Origin of the sequence: Streptomyces sp. NPDC048248, from assembly GCF_043201875.1 — a bacterium.
Taxonomy (GTDB): Bacteria; Actinomycetota; Actinomycetes; order Streptomycetales; family Streptomycetaceae; genus Streptomyces.
On sequence record NZ_JBICZL010000009.1, the window covers coordinates 133631 to 154545 of the forward strand.

Here is a 20915-nt window from a genome sequence, read left to right on the forward strand (position 1 = left end):
ACCCTCTCCCGCGCCGGCCCCGCGCCCCCCCCCCCCCCCGGCCCGCGCCCCCCCCCCCGGGGGGGGGCCCGCCCCCGCGGCCGTATGCGCCGGACGGGGTCCGGCGGTGCCGGGAGGCGCAATCAGCCGCCGAGGATCTCGCGCGCCAGGCGCGCGGTCTCCGACGGGGTCTTGCCGACCTTGACGCCGGCGGCCTCAAGGGCCTCCTTCTTCGCCTGGGCGGTGCCGGAGGAGCCGGAGACGATGGCGCCGGCGTGGCCCATGGTCTTGCCCTCGGGCGCGGTGAAGCCCGCGACGTAGCCGACGACCGGCTTGGTGACGTTGGCCTTGATGAAGTCGGCCGCACGCTCCTCGGCGTCGCCGCCGATCTCACCGATCATCACGATCAGGTCGGTGTCGGAGTCCGCCTCGAACGCCTTGAGGGCGTCGATGTGGGTGGTGCCGATGACCGGGTCGCCACCGATGCCGACGGCCGAGGAGAAGCCGATGTCACGCAGCTCGTACATCATCTGGTAGGTCAGCGTGCCCGACTTGGACACCAGACCGATGCGGCCGGGCTTGGTGATGTCGCCCGGGATGATGCCGGCGTTGGACTGACCGGGGGTGATCAGGCCGGGGCAGTTCGGACCGATGATCCGGGTCTTGTTGCCCTTGCTGGTCGCGTACGCCCAGAAGGCGGCGGAGTCGTGCACCGCGATGCCCTCGGTGATGACGACGGCCAGGCCGATCTCGGCGTCGATCGCCTCGACGACGGCGCTCTTGGCGAACTTCGGCGGAACGAAGATCACGGAGACATCGGCGCCGGTCTTCTCCATCGCCTCGGCGACGGAGCCGAAGACGGGCACCTCGGTGCCGTCGAAGTCGACGCTCTCGCCGGCCTTGCGGGGGTTCACGCCACCGACGATGTTGGTGCCGTCACCCAGCATGAGCTTGGTGTGCTTCATGCCGGTGGCACCGGTCATCCCCTGGACGATGACCTTGCTGTCCTTGGTGAGGAAGATAGCCATGGTTGTGGTGTCCCTCGTCCCTTACTTCGCAGCCGCGAGCTCGGCGGCCTTGTCGGCCGCGCCATCCATGGTGTCCACACGCTGGACCAGCGGGTGGTTGGCGTCGGACAGGATCTTGCGACCCAGCTCCGCGTTGTTGCCGTCGAGGCGCACGACCAGGGGCTTGTTGACTTCCTCGCCCTTGGACTTGAGCAGCTCCAGGGCCTGGACGATGCCGTTGGCGACCTCGTCACAGGCGGTGATGCCACCGAAGACGTTGACGAACACGGACTTGACGTCCGGGTCGCCGAGGATGATCTCCAGGCCGTTCGCCATGACCTCGGCGGAGGCGCCGCCACCGATGTCGAGGAAGTTGGCGGGCTTGACGTTGCCGTGGTTCTCACCGGCGTAGGCGACGACGTCCAGGGTGCTCATGACGAGCCCGGCGCCGTTACCGATGATGCCGACCTCGCCCTCGAGCTTGACGTAGTTCAGGCCCTTGGCCTTGGCGGCAGCCTCGAGCGGGTTGGCTGCGGCCTTGTCCTCCAGGGCCTCGTGCTCCGGCTGGCGGAAGTCGGCGTTCTCGTCGAGGGACACCTTGCCGTCCAGCGCGATGATGCGGCCGTCGGCGACCTTCGCGAGCGGGTTGACCTCGACCAGGAGCGCGTCCTCGGCGACGAAGGTCTCCCACAGCGTCACCAGGACCTCGGCGACCTGCTCGGCGACCTCGGCCGGGAACTTCGCCTGGGCGACGATCTCGCGGGCCTTCTCGATCGTGACACCCTCGACGGCGTTGACCGGGACCTTCGCGAGGGCCTCGGGGGTCTTCTCCGCGACCTCCTCGATGTCCATGCCGCCCTGGACGGACGCCATGGCGAGGAAGGTGCGGTTGGTGCGGTCGAGGAGGTACGAGACGTAGTACTCCTCGGCAATCTCCGGCGCGGTCTCGGCGATCATCACCTTGTGGACCGTGTGGCCCTTGATGTCCATGCCGAGGATGTCCGTCGCGCGGGCGACGGCCTCGTCCGGGGTGGCGGCAAGCTTGACGCCGCCGGCCTTGCCGCGGCCGCCGACCTTCACCTGCGCCTTGACGACCGACTTGCCGCCCAGCCGCTCAGTGGCCTCGCGCGCCGCCTCAGGCGTCTCGATGACTTCACCGGCCAGCACCGGTACACCGTGCTTGGCGAAGAGGTCCCTCGCCTGGTACTCGAACAGGTCCACGCGCGTCCGTCCCTTGTCTTTTCAGAATCGCCGTAGTGATCGCGGGTCGTTCTCTGCGATGGGCGTGCCGCGAAGGGCAACGTGACGGCGCTGTCACAGGGGAGGCGTACACGGTGTCCGAATACGCGGCATGTCCGTCCCGCAGGTTATCGCCGCAGCACCGAGGTCCCTAAATCGCAGATCACACTCCGGCGGTGATTACAGTCACAGATCTTTTGGCCGACTTCCGCCCGCGTCGGCCCCCGGCTGGTTTTCGACGACGGCCGGAGAGTCCGGCGGCGCCGGGGTCACGCGCCGTGCACTCCCCCGCCGCACGCCGTTCGGGCGCTCCTCCCGGTACGTCCCCGAGCGCCCCTTCTCGCGTGATTCCGGTTGAGGAGGTGAGGGAATCCGTGTGGGAAGAACGTGCAACGCATTCTCACAAGAGCTCCCAACGGGGTGTCCTGAAAGGCCCCTTGACCCTCCAACTGTCAGCGTCGGAGACTGCGTTGAGCACTTACGCATCAGGAGTCACAAGCTTGGGCTTGGACCCGTGCAGGTCGGTCGGCCGACCGTTCCGCACCGGGTGATGACGGGGGAACTTGATGGGTGGTGGGGGGATGCACGACCGCGGGCACAGGGCGGCCGTGGGCTCTTCCGCACCCTCTCCTCCCCTTCTTTCCGGGCATTCCCGGATTTCTTGGTGTCCACGCACTCGGTGCCTGAAGGGATTGGAGGGGGAATGCCGACACACACGACCTATCCCGGCGTCTATGTCGAAGAGCTTCCCAGCAGCATCCGAAGCATCACCACCGTCACCACGTCCGTGACCGCCTTCGTCGGACACACCCGGCGCGGTCCGCTCAACCAGCCGGTACGGATCACCAGCTTCGCCGACTTCGAGCGCCGTTTCGGCGGGCTGACCTCGCAGAGCCCGGTCGCCTACGCCGTCCATCAGTTCTTCGGCAACGGCGGCACCGTCGCGGTGATCGTCCGGGTCGCCAAGGCCGGCAGCGGCAAGGAAGCGCACGTCACCCTGGAGTCCACCGAGGGCCACAGCGAGTGCCCCGTGCTGGAGGTGCACGCCAAGGAGCCCGGCGTCTGGGGCTCGGGCCTGCGGGTGGCCGTCGACCACGAAACCCCCTGCCCTGACGAGACGTTCAACCTCCAGGTCCTGGACGCCCGCGGCACCGCCCGCGAGTCCTTCACCGGCCTGTCGATGGACGCCGACCACGGCCGGTACGCCGAGACGATCATCAACGCCGGGTCGTCGCTGATCCGCGTCGCCGTCGTCGGCGAGGGCCGCCCGGACCCGTCCGGCACGGTCTCCAAGGCCTTCCACCACGAGCTGCCCGAACTGACCGTCGATCTGACGGTGAAGATCGGCGAGGTCGAGCGCGAGTTCACGCTCTACGACCCGGACTGCGACGGCGAGGCGCCGTGCAACGTCACCGAACTCGCGCTGCTGCTTGAGCACAAGCTGCGCGCTCTGCCGGACGCCCCGGGCAAGCACGCCTTCGCGGGCGCCCAGGTCACCGCGTTCGGACGCCGCCTCCAGGTCGTCGCCGGCTCCACCGACCCCGACGACGTGGTGCGCTTCATCGGCGAGTGCGCCAACGACCTGGGCCTCGAAGCCTCCGTCAACCCGCCGGTCTTCCCGCTGTGCGGCGGCGAGGACGGCGAGGCGCCCGGCCCGCGCGACATCATCGGCAGCGAGGCCCGCAAGAGCGGCCTGCAGGCGCTGCGCGATGTGCACGACGTCAATCTGCTGGCGCTGCCCGAGCTCGCTTCGTACGAGTCCACCGACGACATGGTCACCGTCCTTTCCGCGGCCGAGCGGCTGTGCCGGGAGCGGCGGATCTTCCTGCTCGTCGACGCGCCCGCCGCCTGGGGCAGCGTGGACGCCGCCCGTGCCGGGATCGCCGCCTTCGAGCCGGTCCGCAGCAACCACTCCGGCCTGTACTTCCCCCACTTGCAACTCACCGACCCGCTCACCGGGCGGCTGCGGTCCTTCCCGCCCTCCGGCGCCGTCGCCGGGGTCATCGCCCGTACGGACAGCGAGCGCGGGGTGTGGAAGGCGCCGGCCGGCACCGAGGCGCGGCTTGCGGGTGTCCACTCGCTCGCCGTCAAGCTCACCGACCGGGAGAACGGCCTGCTCAACCCGCTGGGCATCAACTGCCTTCGCACCTTCCCGATGGTGGGCCCGCTGGTCTGGGGCGCCCGCACCCTGGAGGGCTCCGACGCGCTGGACAGCGAGTGGAAGTACGTCCCGGTCCGCCGTCTCGCCCTGCATGTCGAGGAGAGCCTGCTGCGGGGTCTGCAGTGGGTCGTCTTCGAGCCGAACAACGAGCAGCTGTGGCAGCAGATCCGGCTGAACGCCTCGGCGTATCTGCACGCGCTGTTCGAGAAGGGCGCGTTCAAGGGCGGCACCCCGCGCCAGGCGTACTTCGTCAAGTGCGACAAGGACACCACCACCGACGAGGACATCGAGCGCGGCATCGTCAACGTCGTGGTCGGCATCGCGCCGGTCAAGCCCGCCGAGTTCGTCATCGTCAAGATCCAGCAGATGGCCGGCCAGTTCGACATCTAGGAACCCGAAGGAATGGAACCGAAGGAATCCGATGGCTGAGTTTCAGATCAACGCCCATCGCTTCGACCCGTACAAGAACTTCAAGTTCCTGGTCCTGTGGGACGGTCGTACGGTCGCGGGCATCAGCAAGATCAGCCCGCTGAAGCGCACCACCGAGGTCGTCAAGCACCGCCACGGTGGCGACCCCAGCTCGCCGCGCAAGTCCCCGGGCCGCTCGGAGTTCGAGGGAATCACCCTGGAGCGGGGTGTCACGCACGACCCGGAGTTCGACCGCTGGGCCAACAAGGTCTGGCAGGTCGGCGCCGGGCTCGGCTCCGAGGTGTCGCTGGCCGACTTCCGCAAGGACATCGTCATCCAGGTGCTCAACGAGGCCGGGCAGGTCGCCGTCTCGCACAAGATCTACCGGGCCTGGCCGAGCGAGTACCAGGTGCTGGGCGAGATGGACGCCAACGCCAACGCCGTCGCCATCCAGAGCCTGAAGCTGGAGTGCGAGGGCTGGGAGCGGGACTACGAGGTGCCGGAGCCGCAGGAGCCGTCGTTCACGCATCCGGCGTGAGTCCGCTTCTGCGGCGGAACACACCGCGTGCGCAGCGTTGACGCGTGCGCGGGGCACGACGGCACCGGATGAGGTGAGGAATGGCGGTCACCGGGCCCGCGGAACTGCTGGCCACCTGGGAGGCCGGACTGGCCCAGCAGGGCAGCGGCCGGGCTCTGCTGCTGCACCGGGCTGCCCGTCCCGAGGCGGGCACCGACGAACTGCTGTCGGTGCCCCTCGGGGAGCGGGCCGCCGACCTGTTCGCGCTGCGCCGGGCGCTGTTCGGCGAGCGCATGCAGGTCACGATCGGCTGCGCCGACCCGGACTGCGGGGAGGCGATGGAGTTCGAGCTCGACGCGGCCGGGCTCGGTGCCCGGCCACGGCTGCCCGAGGGCGGTCTGCGGGTGTCGGAGGGCGAGTGGTCGCTGGAGTTCCGGCTGCCCAGCCCCGCCGACCTCGACGCGATCACGTCCCGGGCCGCCGACGCGGAGGACGCCCGGCGACTGCTGGGCGCCCGCTGTGCCCTCACGGCGGTACGGGGCGGCCGGGCGGTGGAGCGGGACGAGCTGTCCCGGCTGCCGGATGCGGTGCTGAAGCGGTTCGCCGAGGCTGCCGAGCAGGCCGACCCGACGGCGGAGGTGACGCTCAACGTCGCCTGTCCCGAGTGCGGCGCGGCCACTCCGGCCGAGCTGGACATCGCCGCGTACCTGTGGACCGAACTGGACGCCTGGGCACGGGACGTGATGCTCGACGTCCATCTGCTCGCCTCGGCCTACGGCTGGAGCGAGCCCCAGATCCTGGCGCTGAGCCCGCTGCGGCGCCGCTACTACCTGGAGCTGTGCGCGGATGTCTGACGACTACTTCGGCCGGCTGCTGGCGCGGCACCTACCGCCGCCGCCCGCCGACCCCTTCGCGGCGGCGTCCGGCGACCGCCCGGAGGCGTCCCGGCGCGTCCTCGTACAGCCGCGCCTCCCGGGCCCGTTCGAGCGTGTCGAGGCGCTGCGGGGCGCGCCCACGGAGCCGGACGAACCGGCGCCACTCTTCCCGCAGGCACCCCGGGCGACCCCTTTCGAGGGCGAACGGGTCCGGTACGAGCGGGAGATCAGGACCACCGACAGGGAGACCGTGCTGCGCACCCGGAGCGCGCGCGAGGACGGGCCGGACGGTGCCGAGCGGCCCCTGCGGCCCTCGGCCGAGCTGCTGCGGCCGACCGCGCCGCTGCCTCCCGCGTCGCGCACCTCGTCGCCCGACGCGGTCCGTCCGCAGCGGCGGGCCGCGGCGCGGGCGTCCGAGGCGGACGATTTCGGCCGGACGGCGGCAGTGCCCCGCCCTCAGGGCAGAGCTGCGGCTCCCCTCGCGGCGGCTCCGGCACTGCGACCTCGGACCGACGAGGTGCCGGCGGCCCGCGGTGCGGCGCGGGCGGCGGCCGGGCGGCGAGGGCCGCGGGCGGCCGAGCGGGTGGTGCACGTACAGATCGGGCGGCTGGAGGTCAGCGCGGCCGGAGCGGAGCGTCCTGCCGACGGCCGGGCGGGGCGCACCGAGCGCAGGGAGCCGTCGCTGAGCCTCGCGGACTATCTGGCGCGCGGGGAGAGGACGACGTGACGGGGAGCGACATGACGGGGGACGGCCCGGCGGAGGGCGGCCTGACGGTGAGGGTGACGGGGGCTTTGACGACGGTGCGTTCGACGACGACTTCGCAGGTTTCACAGGGAGGGATCTCATGAGCAACGCACTCGCCGTCGCGACGGTCACACAGGCCCTTGCCCTGCTGATCGAGCACAATCTGCACCCCGAGATCGACATGGCCGTCTCGGTGGAGACCCGTAAGCCGCCGGCCGATCCGCCGACGGACCCGACGATCACGGTCTTCCTCTACCAGGTCACGCACAACCCCTCGATGCGCAACAACGACCTCGCCACCCGCGCCTCCGACGGCACGCTGCTCAAGCGCCCCGCCGCGGCACTGGACCTGCACTTCGTGATCAGCGCGTACGGCGAGGAGACCGAGCTGGTCGGGCAGCGGCTGATCGGCAGCGTGGTGCGCACGCTGCACGAAATCCCGGTGCTGCCCAAGGAGTTGATCGAGGAGGCGGCGCAGCGGCCGTATCTGGACGGCAGCGACCTCGCCGAGTCCCTGCAGCGGGTGCGCTTCACGCCCACCCAGATGGACGTCGACGAGACCTCCAAGCTCTGGGGCATGCTGCACAACACGCCGTACTCGCTCTCGGTCGTCTACCAGGCGTCGCTGGTGCTGCTCGACGGCCACCAGAGGCCGGCGCCCGCCAAGCCGGTCCGCAAGCCGGAGGTCAAGGTCCTGCCGTTCGGGGCACCGGGAGCCCCGGAGCGGCCGGCGCCCGGGCAGGCCGACGAGGGCACGACGGCGGGGGCCGAGGGCACGCCGGCGGGCACGAACCCGTCCCGGGTGAAGGCGCCGGACGCGCGTTCCGAGGCGAAGGCGTCCGACGCGAAGCCGGACGAGGCCGAGGCATCCGCCACCGAGACCACCGGGGCCTCCGGCTCGAAGGCGGCCGGTGCGAAGCCCGTCACCCACGACGGTGCGACCACCAACGTGCGGTCCACGGTGGCGAAGGCCGCATCGTCCGGTGGCGCCCGCGCCGGCGGCACACGTGCCGTGAAGAAAGCGGAAGGCGGTGCAGCAGGCGGCCGTGGCGGCAGCGCATCGGGGGCCGCGCCCGCCCGTTCGCGTACGTCGAAGGCGGCGGGCGGGTCCAAGCGGGAGAGCGGCGGCCGACCCCGTACGAGCGCTGCGCGCCGTACGGACGAGGCGGGCCGCGCGGACGCCGACCTTACGGACGGTGCGGGTCCCACCGACGGAGCGGCCCGCACGGACGACGGCAAGGAGAGCTGAGGCGCGATGGGCGGCACGGGGGCGGAGAAGGACATGGGCGGCGGCAACGGGCCGGATGCGGCGAACGGCGGCGCGGCGGGCAGCGGGGCCGGCGGGGAGACGGACGGCGCCGCGCTTGCCGCCGCGCTGCGTTCCGTCCTGGTTCGGCTGGACGCCCACGCCGCGCGTGCCCGCACGAACGTGCCGGGCACCCCGTCGGAAGACCCCGGGCCCGCACCGTCCGGGCCGTCCCCCGAGAACTCCGACGACCCGCTCCCCACCCTCGACGCACTGACCACCTGCTTCGGCCTGAGCCCCTTCGAGCGGGAGATCGTGCTGCTGGCCGCCGCGGCCGAGCTCGATCCGACCACCGGCGCCCGCTGCGCCGCGGCGAGCGGCGACCCGAGCCGCACCCACCCCACCTTCTCCCTCGCACTGGCCGCCCTGGGCGCACCGCACTGGAGCGCGCTGACCCCCGTCGCACCGCTGCGCCGCTGGCGCCTGATCGAACTGGACGACGAGACCCGGCTGACCACCAGCCGGCTCCGCCTGGACGAGCGCATCCTGCACTTCCTGGTCGGCTCCCCGTATCTGGACGCCAAGTTGCACGGTCTGCTGCGTCGCACCTCCGCTCCCGGGAGCCTGCCCCTCTCGCACGAACGGGCCGCGGCACGGGTCGCGGCGGGCTGGGCGGGCACCGGGCCGGACGCGCCGCTGCGCGTGGAGCTGGTCGGCGGGGATCTGCGCACGCGCGCGGACATCGCGGCCACCGCGGCCCGCCGCTCCGGCCTGGGTCTGTACTCCATGGCCGCCGACGACGTACCGACCGACGCCGCCGAACGCGACCGCCTCGCCCGCCTCTGGCAGCGCGAGGCGATCCTGCTGCCCGCCGCGCTCCTGATCGAGGTCGGCGAGATGGACCGCGACCAGCACGCCGCCGCCGACGCGTTCATCGCGGGCACGGCCGTACCCCTCGTCGTCTCCAGCCCGGACCCCAGGCAGACCGGACAGCCGCGCGGCGCGCGGGTGACCGTACCGAAGCTGGACACCGAGGAGCAGCTGGGCCTGTGGTCCGACGCCTTCGCCGACGTTCCTGAGGTGACGGCCCGTCACCTACAGTCCTTGGTAGCGCAGTTCCAGCTCCCGCCCCACGTCGTACGGGCGGCGGCCGCGACGGTCCGCCGCGATCTGCCCGGCGCGGACGCCGCGGATGCCGGGGAGCTGGCCTGGCAGGCCGGCCTCACCGAGGCGCGGATGGGCCTGGACGAGCTGGGACGGCGCATCGAGCCACGGGCAGGCTGGCGGGATCTCGTCCTCGCCGAGCGGCAGTTGAGGATCCTCCAGGAGGTCGTGGCGCACGTACGCCGGCGCAGCACCGTCTACCAGGACTGGGGCTTCGCGAAGGCGCTGCGCAGCGGCCTGGGCGTCACCGCCCTCTTCGCGGGCGGCTCGGGCACCGGCAAGACGCTGGCCGCGGAGGTCATGGCCAAGGAGCTCGGCCTCGACCTCTTCATCATCGATCTGTCCCAGGTCGTCAGCAAATACATCGGCGAGACGGAGAAGAACCTCAGTCGCGTCTTCGACGCGGCGGAACGCGGCGGCGCCCTGCTCCTCTTCGACGAGGCGGACGCCCTCTTCGGCAAGCGCAGCGAGGTCAAGGACAGCCACGACCGGTACGCGAACCTGGAGGTCAGCTACCTCCTGATGCGAATGGAGGCGTACCGGGGCCTGGCGATCCTCACCACCAACATGAAGAAGGCGCTCGACTCCGCCTTCATGCGCCGCATCCGCTTCGTCGTCGACTTCCCCTTCCCCGGCGAGAAGGAACGCGCGGAGATCTGGAGCCGGGTGCTGCCCGCCCAGGCCCCGACCAAGGGCATCGACCCGGCCCTGCTCGCCCAGCTCACCGTCGCCGGCGGCTCGATCCGCAACATCGCGCTCTCCGGCGCATTCCTCGCCGCCGAGGAGGGCGACCGCCTCCAGATGCGCCACATGCTGGCGGCCGCACGCACCGAGTACCTGAAGCTGGAACGCTCCTTGACGCCGTCGGAGGTCCACGGATGGGTCTGAACGAGCACCGCGGGCATGCCCGCCCCGACGGGCCGGACGGCGGCGTGATGCCCCGCCCGGCAACAGCAGCCGAGCCCCCGCGCACCTTCCGCATCGACATCGGTGAACTGGTCCTGGACGGCTTCGACGCCCGCGTCGACCCGGACCGCGTATCGGCGTCCTTCGAACGCGAGCTGGCCCGCCTGGTCCACGAACGCGGCGTTCCCCTGGCGGCCGACGGCTCCCCGGTATCCCTCGACGAGCTCGCGGGCCTGCCGCCGCTACCGCGTACGACCTCACCGGCGCGCCTGGGCGAGGCCCTGGCCCGCTCGGTCCACGCCGGCCTCATGGGACGAGGTGAGTCCCGATGAGCACGTCCCACTCCCCCACCCAGGACAACGGCCGGTCCACCGCCGCGGAAAAGCGCCGCAAGCGCAGGGAACGGAACGCCAAGTCCCGTACCCCTGAACCCAAGGACATCGTCAGCGGCGCAGGCCAGCCCCTGGACCTGAGCGTCCGCCGCGACCTCGAAGAGCAGCTCGGCCACGACTTCAGCCAGGTCCGCCTGCACACCGACCGTGACTCCGGACAGCTCGCGGACATGATGGGCGCCGACGCCTTCGCCGTCGGCCAGGACATCTTCTTCCGCGAGGGCACCTACCGCCCTGGCACGGCCGACGGCCAGCGACTCCTCGCCCACGAACTCCTGCACACGGTCCAGAACCCGCACGGCCTGGGCGCATTGCGGGCCGGGCGCGACCTGGGGTCCGTATCCCTCCCCCAGGAATCCATCGAGCGGGAGGCGGAGTCGGCGGCGCAGGATTCGGTGCTGGGGGCGCTGCGGGAATCGGTACGCGAGGAGCCCGCGGCAGAGGTCGAGGAGGGCCAGGCGACGCCGGGGTGGCTGCGGTACGCGACGGTGGATGCGGACCGGATGCGGCTGGAGCAGATCGACCCGGCGACCTTGGTCGACCGCATGACGAACGGCATCGTCCGGTCGCTGCGGGGGGACCCCGAGGACCTGTCGAAGCGCACCCGCATCCAGTTGGCCCGACTGCCGGATGAGTTGCGCGAGCACGTACTCGTACGCCTGGAGCACCGGCTGCTCGGCTCGGAGCACGACCGGGTGCTCGACCTGGTCGAGGAGATCGAGGAGCAGGGTGACCTCGGGGCCGATACGGCCGAGTGGGCGGCGCAGGATGCCCCGGCGGTGGAGCCCGACGCGGCCGACGAACTGCGCATCGAGCGGGACAGCGAGCGACGCACGGCCGAGGAGGACCGGGCCCGGCAGGAGAAGCCCGCCGTGGCGCCGGGCCCCGAGAAGGACCGGGCCGAGGCGCCGGTCACGCCCGGCAGTACGCCGCGCAACGGCGGTACGCCGCAGAGCGGGAGCACTCCGCAGGGGGGCGGCGCGCCGCGCGGCAAGCAGGAGTCCGCGGCAGGCGGAGGCAAGGACGGTGCGTCGTCCGCCGGGAAGGAGCAGTCGGGTTCCGCCGGAGGCCAGGCCTCCGAGGAGAAGGACTCGTCGGGCGCGGCGGCCGAGGGCGGCAAGGAAGACGGTCAGCAGAAGTCCGAGGGTGCCCAGGAGAGCAAGAAGGACAGCGAAGGCAAGAAGGACGGCGCGGACAAGAAGAGCGGGGAAGACAAGAAGGGCGCGGCGGGCAAGGAGGAGGCCGGCCAGCAGGGCGCAGCGGTCGCGAGCCAGGAGGAGTCCGCGGCGAAGAACCGCCCAGGAGCCGCCGAGCAGCACGCCGCGGGCCAGCCGGTGAGGCAGGAGGCCAAGGGCGGCAAGGACCAGCCCGAGGGCTCCCCCACCGCGGCGGGCAGGGACACCGAACTGCCCGGCAGGACCAGCAGGCTCGACGGCGTACGCAACCAGGACCTCGACGGCCCGGAAGAGGCCGTAGACGATGATCCGTTCGGCTCCGGCAGCGCGTCCGAGGTGGAGGTCGGCGGCGCCGAGAAGAGCGCCTGGGACACCAAGCTCCAGCCCGAGGACTTCCTCCCCGAGCAGGACCTCGACGTATCCGGTGTGCCGACGGCGGAGACACTCGATCCGTCCTCGTCCGCCGCCCAGGCGGTGCCCTCCTTCCCCGCTCCCCCGCCGACCAGGGCCGACAAGGTGCAGGCCGAGCGGGACGCGGAGGACGCCGAGGACGAAGCGGCCGAGGCCGAGCCGGAAGAGGCCGAGGCCGAGGCGCCCCTGGAGTCCGAACCGTCGGTGGAGACCGAGGGCGGGCCCGACGACGCCTTCTCCGGTGACCCGGACGCGGAGCGCGTCGCCGACTCCCGGCCGGGCGCGGGCGCGCCGTCGAAGGACCCGAAGAGCGGGGACGACCCGAAGGCGGGCCCCGTCGCCGCGCAGAAGGCGGTGCAGGAGTCACCGGGCAGGACGGAGGGCGGCGGCGAGGCGAAGGAGACCGCCGCCAAGGAGGAGAAGGGCGCCAAGGGCGCGGGCGACAAGGCCGGGGGCGCCCAGGAGAAGCAGTCCCAGCAGGCCGCGGGCGGCAGGTCCGCGGCACCTGAGACGGCCGGCAAGGGCGACGAGCCGAAGAAGGACGAGCAGAAGAACGACGGCCAGAAGAAGGCGGAACCGGCCACCGCGGGCCAAGGCGACGGCGACACGTCCGATAAGGGCGGTGACACCGGCCAGGACAGCAAGTCGCCGTCGCCCGCGCGGGATACACATGTCTCGGGTGGCTCGAACGCTGATACGCCGGGTGGTGCGAGCAGCCAGGCGTCCACGGGCGCGCAGAGCGACACGTCGTCCTCGGAGACGGAGAAGGCCGGGCAGAACTCACCCTCGGAGGGGGCGAACTCCCAGGGCGCGAACTCCCAGGGGGCGGACTCTCAAGGGGCGAAGGAGTCCGCCAAGGAACCGGCGAAGGGTCCCGCGCCCGCTCCGAAGGAGAACCCGCAGCCGTCGAAGGCGCCCAAGGAAGAACCGGGGGCGAAGGAGGAGCCGGGCGCCAAGTCCGCCACGCCCAAGGCGGCCCCCGCGCCCAAGGCGCCGCGCGGCGGCGGTGGAGGCGGCGGAGGCAGCAAGGGCGGCGCACCGGGCAAGGGGAAGAAGAAGGACTCGGGCCCCGCGCCGAACCTTTCACAGGTCTCTCCCGAAGCGGGCCTGTCCTCGGCTGCCAAGCTCAAGCCCCATAGGGCGCTTGAGGCCATGGGCGGCGTGGGCGGCTCGGTGGACCGCACGGTCGGCGACGAGCACAAGCAGCTCGCCCAGGCACCGCCGAACATGCAGCGCCCGGCAGGCGCGCCCCAGACCCTGGAAGGAAAGCCCAAGGCGGACGCCGCGGCGCAGTACTCCCAGGATCCGGCGAAGAAGTCCGACGCGCCCAAGGACGAGAAGGCCGAGGTCAAGGGCGAGAAGAAGCCCGAGGGCCAGATCGAGGCGGAGAAGGCGGAGGAGCCGGGCGGCTGGGACACCTTCAAGATGGCCCTCGGCTTCGGTGTCGGCTGGGTCGCGGAGAAGCTCGGCTTCAAGGTGGACAAGGAGGAGCTGGCCGCCAAGTTCGCGGGGCTGCCGACGAAGGACGAGGCCCTCAAGCAGGCCCAGGCGGGCAACGCGCCGGGCGTGAACATGCAGGGCGCCGCCGACGAGAAGGCCGGTGAGCAAGGCGAGGCGGTCGACGCCAAGGGCCAGGACGCCGTCACCACGGGCCGTGACGACGCCGGGCGCCCGATGGGCGAGAACCAGGTCTACCCCAATGCCCCCAAGGAGGAGCTGAAGGGCAAGGTGCCCAGCGGCGAGGGCGGCAAGGGCGGGGTGCGCACAGGGAAGGCGTCGACCGGCGCGGTCCCCGCGGAGGCGGCCTCGACCGTGGCCGAGCATGACCGGAAGCCGCAGTTCCAACAGGCTTTCAGCAAGGGCCACAAGGGGGTGTCCGAAGGTCGGCAGACCAAGGACAAGGGCTTCCGCGAGTCGCAGGCGAAGCACAAGCAGCAGGTCGCCGGCGAGGTGGCCAAGAACACCGCGGAGCAGACGGGCGAGCGCACGAAGGCCCAGTCGGAGGTCTCGTCGGAGCGCAGCGACTGGCGCAAGGAGCAGGACGAGGAGCTCAAGAAGCTCGGCACGAAAAAATCGGAGAAGCGCGACAAGGTCCGTAAGGACGTCAAGGACCGGGAAAAGAAGACCGACGACGACACGGAGAAGGAAAAGAAGGACAGCGACAAGAAAATAAAGGACAAGGGCGACAAGGCCGAGACGGACGCCAAGAAGAAGACCGACACCGCGGCCGACGACTCGGGCAACTGGCTCACGAAGGCCTTCGACTGGATCAAGGAAAAGGTCCGTGAGATCAAGAACGCGATCGTGCGGGTCATCCGGGATGCGCGTGACGCGGTCGTCAACTTCATCAAGAACTTCAAGGAGAACGTCGAGCGCTGGATCAACGAGGCGCGCAAGTTCATCGTCGACACGATCAAGACCCTGATCAATGACCTGATCGAGTTCGCGAAGAACATGGTCAAGGCGATCATCGAACTCGCCAACAGCATCAGGAAGTTCATCACGGACCTGATCGCGGCGGCGATCGCCCTGGTCACGAAGCTGGCGACTCTCCTCAAGAAAATCATCACCGACCTCCTCAACCGCATCGCCAAGCTCCTCAGCAACATCCTGAACGTCCTGAAGAAGATGCTCATGGACGTCATCAAGGCGGTCGTGGACGCGATCAGGACGGTTCTGGAGTACGCGTCCAAACTCCTGGGCGCGCTGGGTGAGTTCATGATGATCGCGGTCGACTTCATGGACGATCCGGGCGGCTGGCTGAGCGGCGCGAAGAACTCGGCGGTCGACGGCGCGAAGAACCACCTGTTCCGCGAGGTCAAGAACGCGGTCAAGGCATGGTTCCAGTCGAAGATCGAAGAGATCATCGGCATCCCGAAGGCGATCATCGACAAGCTCATCAAGGGTGGCTTCACCCTCGAGAAGATCGTGAAGGAGACCTGGGACGCGATCGTTCCCCAGCTCCCCTTCATCATCGGCGAGATCGTCATCACCAAGGTCATCGCGAAGCTGATCCCCGGCGCGGGCTGGGTGATGGCCGTGATCGACGCGATCCGCACGGCGATCGGCGCCCTGGGCGAGATCCTCCGCGCGATGGGCGCTGTCCTCGACTGGCTCAAGGCGGTTCGAAAGGGCGGCGCGGGCGTCCTCTTCGCGAAGGCGGTGGCGGCCGGCATCGTCGCCCTCCTGGAACTGGCCTACGAGGCCCTCCTCAACGGCATCGGCAAGTACGTCGCGAAGGTGGGCCGCCGCTTGAAGGCGGTGGCGGCGAAGCTCGGCAAGAAGGACAAGGGCGGGAAGGGCGACAAGAAGAAGGACGGCGCAGGGGACGACAAGGGCGGCAAGAAGGAACAGCCGAAGGCCGACAAGGAAGCCCCCCGCCCCACCTCCACCCTCCCGAAGCCGGGCAAGGGCACAGGCCCGGACACCAAGCCGAACGCCAAGCCGTCCCCGAAGGCCGACCCGAACAAGCCGACGACGAAGGCTCCCGACAAGGAGACGCGCCCAGGCAAGGACCAGGACGCCCCGGGCAAGCCCAAGTCCGACAAAAACGCTCCGGGCAGGCCCAAGGACCAGGACGGCCCCGGCAAGCCCGGCCGGTCGAAGACCGACAGGGACACCCCCGACAAGCAGGACACGCGCCCGACTCCGGCCCCGAAGCCCAAGCCCAAGGCGGAGCCCCAGCCGAAGCCGAAGCCCGACCCGGACGCGATGCCGAAGCCGAAGGACACGGACAGCAAGGCCCCGAACAAGACGAAGGGCGACCAGGACACGCCCGACACCACCAGGCCGAAGGACGACAAGGGCGGGCCGGGTAAACCCAAGGATCACGACCCCACGAAGCCGAAGGACCCGACCAAGCCGAAGGGCAAAGACGCCGAAGGCAAGAAGCCCCGGGACGGCAAGGACGACGACAGCAAGCGTCGACCGAGGCCGGACCGCGGCGACCCTCGCAAGCCCCGACCCAAGGACGGCAAGAAGGGCCCGGGGAGGCCCAGGCCTCGCCCCGACAAGCGCGGGCCGGGCAGGCCCAAATCCAAGCCGGACAAGGACAGGCAGAAAAAGGAGGAGGAATCCAAAGCCGAGCGGCTGGCGAAGATCATCGCCCGGATCCGACCCCTAATCCGTAAGCGGCTGGAGAAAGGGATGGAACCGGCCGCCCACCGGAACCTGCTCGCAGGACTACGTCGCTGGTACCAGCTCACTAGCCTCACCAAGTCCGGCAGCCCTAATTTCACCATTACTGCCAAGCTCAATCCACAGGCCCCGGTGACCCCCGGATACACAAAAGCCGAAGATCTCGATACGAACGACTACAAGGAACACACCGACTACCTCAAGAATGAACCGGACCCGGATCTGCCGTCCCCCCGCATACCCAATTTCACGAACGGCGTGCTCGCCAAGAACTTCAAAGCCGAATTCCTCAACGCGAAGTTCGCGAAAGCCAACGGCCAGAAGGCCCACTCCAGACTGGTTCATGAACCCATTGGCTTCCGTTACCTCAATAAGCACGACCTCAACACCGACGCCAGCACCCGGTGGGTGCGGATGCACCTACTGACCGAAAAGCTGGGAGGACCATTCCTCGGATCCAACCTTGTACCTGCCCGCAACGTCGTAAACAACCCGGCCTTCAAGCGGGGCATCGAGCGGTTCCCCGAGGATGAAATGCAGCGCAAGGATGATACACGGGACGACAAATTGCGCATGGTCTGGTACAAGATGGATTTGACGTGGCACACCGGGCCGGTAAAGGGGTTTCCGCATTCGATCTCAGCCACCTGGGGCACCTACGAATACAATCGCAGCGCCGGAAAGTGGGGGGAGAAGCAGCCCGTCAATCGCGGACCTCTGGCCCTCTCCGTCGGGCCGCTCGAGAAGCCACCCCAGCCTCAAGGCCAACGCAGTTTGGTCCGCATCAAGCGCGACACGGCCCGACGGATGATACGCATGCTCCATATCTCGCCCGCGTTCGCCGAAGCGGTCGAATACGTCCGTGGGCATCTGGGTGACGGAACACCGGTTACCGCCAAGCCAAGCAACACCACGGAACTTACCCAACGGCTCGACGGCTTGCCGACGGAACGCAAGCAGAAGATTCGTGACTTCGCCTCGGGGATGGTGGCACTTGCCGTAGCGGAGCAAGAGAATCGCCTGTCATACGACGACTAGCATGAGATAGAGAGTGAAATCTATGCGCACCCCAACAGGAATCGAACAGCGTCTCTTGCAGGCACAAATGGAGCTCCTCGACTGCCCCGAGTTCACAGTGGAGCGCTCAACAACAGGAGATCTCGGGGAAAAATTCAGTGAGGCGCCTGCACTGTTTTCCTATCTCCCGGATTGGCAGGGTGTGCAGCTCAGCGATCGACTCTGCGTGGGCAGCCCCCGCATCTCCGAGCTCGCCAACTTCTGGCACCACGGACAGGCGTCCGACACCGCCGGGCTCAGCGGCGAGTTCCGAGTGACTGATCTGTTCACCGCTCTTCTCAAGCACCCGCCTGACCTGGCGTGGCAAGGTTCCACGGAGGACGAGAGAGAGTTCTTCACACAGTGGCGCGTCATCGACGACACCCCGTTGTCAGCCTTGGGCCAACTCGCAGCTATCCGTATCCAACCCGAGGTCGATCCTCTGGAGATCTGGTACTACGACATGGAGCTGACCAGCGTCGAGACTCGGACCCGGCAGTACGTCCCCCTGGACCTCACCTACACCGACTACATGGAACAACTAGCCATCACCAAGGGAACCCTGGGATGGCAGTACCTCTTCACCCAAGGAATCACGATCGGACATCCAGACTTCGAAGATGTCAGGAATCAGTTGACAACAATGCTTCAGCTGTTCCCGCGCCTCTTCCCTGACTGGGACTACACGGAACTCACCCAGCGTCTGGAGGCCCGCCTGTGACCCGCTACGCCGACATCCCCAAGCCCATCCGTTCCGGCATAGTCATCGTCGACCCCGAGCGCGGCACCCCCCAGCGCATCATCGTGCTGCAGTTCAACCCGGACACGCTGGAGCGTTCCGTCGCGCCTCAAGCCGCCGGTGGAGAAGGTGGTGGTGGCGGAGGCGGGAGTGGTGGCGACCGTAACGAGGCTCTGCGGCTGAAGGGGCCGGCGCAGGAGTCGTGGAAGTTCACCGCCGAGATTGATGCGACAGACCAGCTCGATGTTGCCGCGCCTGACGGGATTCACCCTCAACTTGCCGTGCTGGAAATGCTCGTGCAGCCGACTACCGCTCAGTTGAGGGCCGCGTCCAAGTTGAGCAAGAAGGGGACCATCGAGATCAGTCCGATCGAGATGCCGTTGACGCTGTTCACCTGGGGGAGCAAGCGGGTGATGCCGGTCAGGCTCACAGAGCTGTCGGTGAACGAGTCGGCGTTCGATGTGAATCTCAATCCGATTCGGGCCTCGCTCAGTATCGGCATGAAGATTCTGACGGTCAGCGACCTGCCGGCCGGGCATCGGGGGGCCGAGTTGTATCTCGCCCACCTCGCGCAGAAGGAGCAGTTGGCTCGGCGGGCGCGGGGCGGGAGCCTGGCGCAGCTTGGGCTCGGGGGAGGGATCTGAGCGTGATCGAGCCGTATGAGAGTGCGTTGGACGATGTGCCGGGGGCGCATCCGTATCCGCGGAGCAGTCGGTATCACGATGTGGAGATCGGGGTGCATCGGGCGGCCGACGGCAGTGAAGTGAAGTACGCCAAGCGGAGGTTGTTGCCGCCGCTGGAGCACGGAGACGACGAGACCGTGCCGCACATCGTCAGTGACGGGGAGCGGGCCGATCATCTCGGGCAGCGGTATTTCGGGGACTCGGGGCAGTGGTGGCGGATCGCGGATGCCAACCCGGTGCTCGGGCCCCGGGAGTTGACCGATGAGCCGGGTGAGGAGATAGCCGTGCCGTTGCCCGGTGGGTTCCCCGGTGGCATGGGTGGGCCGGGGGTGCGGAATGGCTGATGATCTGCCCGTGGGCGGCGGGCCCATTCATGTGTCGCTCTACATGGGGCCCAAGTTGGCGCGGCTGGTGCCGCAGGAGGTGACGGAGGCGCTGCTGTCCGCCCAGATCACCAGTACTGCGGGTGAGCGGAGCGGGTTCCAGCTCGCGTTTGACCTGACGAAGAAGGGCGCGATTATTCAGCGGCTGCTGCCCGAGGGGTTCTTCGATCCCAAGACGCGGGTGATTCTCACCGTCGCGGTCAAGGGGACGCCCGTGGTGCTGCTGGACGGGCTGATCGTGCGGCAGGAGGTGGGGGCCAGTAATCAGCCCGGGCAGACCACTCTGACGGTCACGGGTGAGGATCTCAGTCTTCTCATGGACCTTGAGGAGCGGACCGACCGGTATCCGAATCTTGCGCCTTCGCAGCGTGTGGAGAGGGTTCTGTCGAAGTACGCGGATTACGGGATCGACGCCCGGATCATTCGGGAGCAGGTGCCGCAGCCTCCGCGGGAGCAATTGCGGGTGGACTACCAGACGGGGACCGATCTGCAGTATGTGAATGATTTGGCGAGGGCCAACGGCTACACCTTCTACCTCGACCCCGGGCCCGTTCCCGGACGGTCCACCGCGTTCTGGGGGCCGGAGCAGCGGCTCGGGCAGCGGCAGCACGCGCTGAACGTGAACATGGATGTGAATTCGACCGTTGATCAGCTCACCTTCGCCTACGACGGGACGGCCCGGGAGGAGCCGCAGGCTCGGGTGCAGGATCCCGTGACGCGGCGGGCCCCGCTCCTCGCGCAGCCTGACATCAGTCCCCTCAGGCCGCCGCTCGGGCGGCGGGCCTCCCCGGCATTGAAGCGGAGGACGCTCACGGGCACCGCGAAGAAGGATGAGGCCCTGGCGAAGGCGGAGGCGTTGGGGCGCGCGGCCACCAGTGCCGATGCGATCAGCGGGTCGGGGCAGCTGGACGTGAACCGGCACGGATACCTGCTGCGGCCGCGGGAGTTGGTCGGCGTGCGGGGCGCGGGGGTCACGTACGACGGCGATTACTACGTGAAGAGCGTGACGCACAATCTCCGGCCGGGGTCCTACCAGCAGAACTTCACGCTGTCGCGGGAGGGGCTGATCGCCCGGAGCGACCGCGTCCGGCCGTAGCCCCGTACCTCATCCTTTCCAGACCCCGCACCACGACCAGGAGCAGCCCGCATGGCGCCAGCATCGAACAATCGCTTCCTCGGCAAGTTCCGGGGCCGGGTGGCGAGCAACAACGATCCGATGCGGATCGGCCGGATCACCGCCTCTGTGCCCGATGTGCTCGGCGACGAGGTGTCCACCTGGGCCATGCCCTGCTTCCCGTTCACGGGCGCGCAGGCGGGCCAGTACGTGATCCCGAGCGAGGGCGCGGGCGTGTGGATCGAGTTCGAGCAGGGGGATCCCAGTTTCCCGGTGTGGACGGGCTGTTGGTACGGGGCCGAGGCCGAGCTGCCGGTGGACGCGCAGGCCGGGGCGCGGGCCGGTGCCGAGCCGGTGGTCATCGAGACGCAGGGGCATCACAAGATCGTGCTGTCCGATGTGCCGGAGGAAGGGATTCTGCTGCAGGCACCGGGCGGTGCGTACGTACGGATCAACGCGGCGGGCGTGCAGATCAACAACGGTGCAGGGGCGTCCATTTCACTGGTCGGCGACCAGGTCGACATCAACGAGGGCCGGTTGACCGTGCCCAAGAAGCGATAGCGAAGACGGGGGAGCAA

At 69.3% G+C, this 20915-nt stretch carries 15 protein-coding genes; 13 read left to right on the forward strand and 2 right to left on the reverse strand.

Annotation, left to right across the window (positions count from 1 at the left end; genetic code table 11):
* Positions 1-122: 122 nt before the first annotated feature.
* Together sucD and sucC are read right to left on the reverse strand one after the other, a co-directional pair.
* Positions 123-1007 carry a succinate--CoA ligase subunit alpha gene (sucD, locus tag ACGFZW_RS20890; RefSeq protein ID WP_393894650.1) on the reverse strand — a complete coding sequence of 295 codons (885 nt, stop codon included), beginning with the start codon at positions 1005-1007 and terminating at the stop codon, positions 123-125.
* 21 nt (positions 1008-1028) lie between these two features.
* Positions 1029-2207: an ADP-forming succinate--CoA ligase subunit beta gene (sucC, locus tag ACGFZW_RS20895; protein WP_393894651.1), complete on the reverse strand. Its 1179-nt coding sequence runs from the start codon at positions 2205-2207 to the stop codon at positions 1029-1031.
* A gap of 721 nt (positions 2208-2928) precedes the next feature.
* Between sucC and ACGFZW_RS20900 the strand changes: the two genes are divergently transcribed.
* The 13 genes from ACGFZW_RS20900 to ACGFZW_RS20960 all read left to right on the forward strand — a co-directional run bounded on the left by ACGFZW_RS20900 (position 2929) and on the right by ACGFZW_RS20960 (position 20898).
* Entirely contained in the window at positions 2929-4776 is a 1848-nt protein-coding gene (locus tag ACGFZW_RS20900; protein ID WP_393894652.1) for a phage tail sheath family protein, read from the forward strand.
* A gap of 31 nt (positions 4777-4807) precedes the next feature.
* Complete coding sequence (locus tag ACGFZW_RS20905) at positions 4808-5332, forward strand: phage tail protein (protein WP_393894653.1); 525 nt, start codon at positions 4808-4810, stop codon at positions 5330-5332.
* Between the two features lie 80 nt (positions 5333-5412).
* Positions 5413-6165: a hypothetical protein gene (locus ACGFZW_RS20910; RefSeq protein WP_393894654.1), complete on the forward strand. Its 753-nt coding sequence runs from the start codon at positions 5413-5415 to the stop codon at positions 6163-6165.
* Complete coding sequence (locus tag ACGFZW_RS20915) at positions 6158-6913, forward strand: hypothetical protein (RefSeq protein WP_393894655.1); 756 nt, start codon at positions 6158-6160, stop codon at positions 6911-6913. The genes ACGFZW_RS20910 and ACGFZW_RS20915 overlap by 8 nt, the downstream gene beginning before the upstream one ends.
* A 118-nt stretch (positions 6914-7031) precedes the next feature.
* Complete coding sequence (locus ACGFZW_RS20920; RefSeq protein WP_393894656.1) at positions 7032-8180, forward strand: Pvc16 family protein; 1149 nt, start codon at positions 7032-7034, stop codon at positions 8178-8180.
* 6 nt (positions 8181-8186) lie between these two features.
* A complete protein-coding gene (locus ACGFZW_RS20925; protein ID WP_393894657.1) occupies positions 8187-10229 on the forward strand; it encodes an ATP-binding protein in 2043 nt (680 codons plus the stop codon).
* Positions 10220-10579: a hypothetical protein gene (locus ACGFZW_RS20930; protein ID WP_393894658.1), complete on the forward strand. Its 360-nt coding sequence runs from the start codon at positions 10220-10222 to the stop codon at positions 10577-10579. Before ACGFZW_RS20925 ends, ACGFZW_RS20930 begins: the two co-directional genes overlap by 10 nt.
* On the forward strand, positions 10576-17400 hold the full coding sequence (locus tag ACGFZW_RS20935) for a DUF4157 domain-containing protein (protein ID WP_393894659.1): 6825 nt from the start codon (positions 10576-10578) through the stop codon (positions 17398-17400). Before ACGFZW_RS20930 ends, ACGFZW_RS20935 begins: the two co-directional genes overlap by 4 nt.
* A gap of 22 nt (positions 17401-17422) precedes the next feature.
* Positions 17423-18139 carry a hypothetical protein gene (locus ACGFZW_RS20940; protein WP_393894660.1) on the forward strand — a complete coding sequence of 239 codons (717 nt, stop codon included), beginning with the start codon at positions 17423-17425 and terminating at the stop codon, positions 18137-18139.
* Positions 18136-18801: a hypothetical protein gene (locus ACGFZW_RS20945; RefSeq protein WP_393894661.1), complete on the forward strand. Its 666-nt coding sequence runs from the start codon at positions 18136-18138 to the stop codon at positions 18799-18801. The genes ACGFZW_RS20940 and ACGFZW_RS20945 overlap by 4 nt, the downstream gene beginning before the upstream one ends.
* Positions 18798-19184 (forward strand): hypothetical protein, encoded by a 387-nt coding sequence (locus ACGFZW_RS20950; protein ID WP_393894903.1) that lies wholly within the window; start codon positions 18798-18800, stop codon positions 19182-19184. Before ACGFZW_RS20945 ends, ACGFZW_RS20950 begins: the two co-directional genes overlap by 4 nt.
* Positions 19177-20319: a hypothetical protein gene (locus tag ACGFZW_RS20955; RefSeq protein WP_393894662.1), complete on the forward strand. Its 1143-nt coding sequence runs from the start codon at positions 19177-19179 to the stop codon at positions 20317-20319. Before ACGFZW_RS20950 ends, ACGFZW_RS20955 begins: the two co-directional genes overlap by 8 nt.
* Positions 20320-20370: 51 nt before the next feature.
* Positions 20371-20898 (forward strand): phage baseplate assembly protein V, encoded by a 528-nt coding sequence (locus ACGFZW_RS20960; RefSeq protein ID WP_393894663.1) that lies wholly within the window; start codon positions 20371-20373, stop codon positions 20896-20898.
* Positions 20899-20915 lie beyond the last annotated feature (17 nt).